Source organism: Enterococcus sp. 125944, assembly GCF_051909435.1.
In the GTDB taxonomy this organism is placed as follows: domain Bacteria; phylum Bacillota; class Bacilli; order Lactobacillales; family Enterococcaceae; genus Enterococcus_D; species Enterococcus_D gallinarum.
In genome coordinates this window covers 1-1454 of the sequence record NZ_JBQASY010000057.1, presented here as the reverse complement: position 1 = coordinate 1454, position 1454 = coordinate 1, and the positions used below count along the sequence as shown (strand labels likewise).

2 pseudogenes are annotated in these 1454 nt (G+C 30.9%); both read left to right on the top strand.

Going from position 1 to position 1454, the window contains the following annotated elements:
• Positions 1–101, top strand: a pseudogene (locus tag ACTFWY_RS17760) (IS30 family transposase); the annotation flags it as partial.
• A 456-nt stretch (positions 102–557) separates the two neighbouring features.
• Positions 558–1454 (top strand): annotated as a pseudogene (locus tag ACTFWY_RS17755) (hypothetical protein); the annotation flags it as partial.

Below are 1454 nucleotides of genomic sequence, written 5' to 3'. Positions count from 1 at the left end.
CTAAACGAAATAATATTCCTAGAAAATCACTGGATTATCGAACACCTTTGGAAGTATTTTTGAGTTACGTAAGTATTGATGATCTGTCTAACTTAATTTGACAATTAAGATCTATAGATTATTAAATGTATGGAAGAATTAAAATAAGATAATAAATTTTGGAAAAGAAATCATATTTCAAGTCCTAAGATTAACAACAAAGCTTATTATATATAAATAAAAACTGTTCAAGAATATTTTCTTATAAATAGTTTTATCTTATTTACAAATATAATAGAACTCAGTGGACTTATTCCCAGATAGTTTTTAGATAACACTGATAGTGAAATGTTGAAGCAAAATTAGCATTGATTACCTGTCTAATTTTAATGTTTTATAGTGAGTCTACCTGAAAATAAAAGTGCCTCATCATAATTGTTTCTTAAAAAATAAACGATCATTTTTATTGAAATTTCCGAAAAATTAATTTATACTTTTATCGAAAAACATTCTAATTTGAATGCTTTTTTTTTGTCTATAAAACATGATCGTTCATTTTGTGGTAAGGAGAGATGGGAATGTTTACTAGTTGTAAAGAAAAAAGATTGAAATTTGCAATTAGAAAGAAGAAAGGTGGTGGTGCTGCGTCCTTTATAATTGGCTGTTTAATTTTTGGAAACATATTTCTCAATGGCGCTATTGCTAATGCGTCTAGTATAGAAAATAGTTATGCAATAAGTGGTTTTGGTAATCAGACAAAAGGTGGGTATTTCTTATATAATAAGGGTATTAAAACTGAAAGTGTTATTGATAACCAAGTAGCTTTTTGTTTTGACAAAAACGTTATAGCTAAACTGAATGATCGTGGGTTTTCAAACCCTGGTTATCAATTATACAATGAAAAAGACGAACAACTCTTGAAAGTATATAGTAATGAAAAAATTGATAAAGTAAGAAATATCATGGCTTACGCTTGGGATAATTTTATTACTAAATATCCCTATTTAAATACTTATACAGCCGCTTCTAATGATGATCGTGCTTCTCTTGCCAGAGGAATTAGTCATGCTATTTGGGTAACCTTGGGACAAACAACAGAGAAAAAATCAAGAAGTGATTTAGGTGGCGTAAATACTAATGCTTATAAATTTTATAAAGAAGCTCTAAATTACAAGCCACTTGCAAAAGATATTAACAATTATGATATTAGTTTACTTATTCCAACTGACGACAATAATATTTTGCAGGTAAATGCTTCTCAATCATTAATAACGGTTAAAAAAATCGATCCAGATAAACCAGTAAATCCAGATCCAGAAACTCCGGTAACACCAGAGACTCCAGATCCAGAAACTCCGGTAACACCAGAGACTCCAGATCCAGAAACTCCGGTAACGCCAGAGACTCCAGATCCAGAAACTCCGGTAACGCCAGAGACTCCAGATCCAGAAACTCCGGTAACACCAGAGACTCCA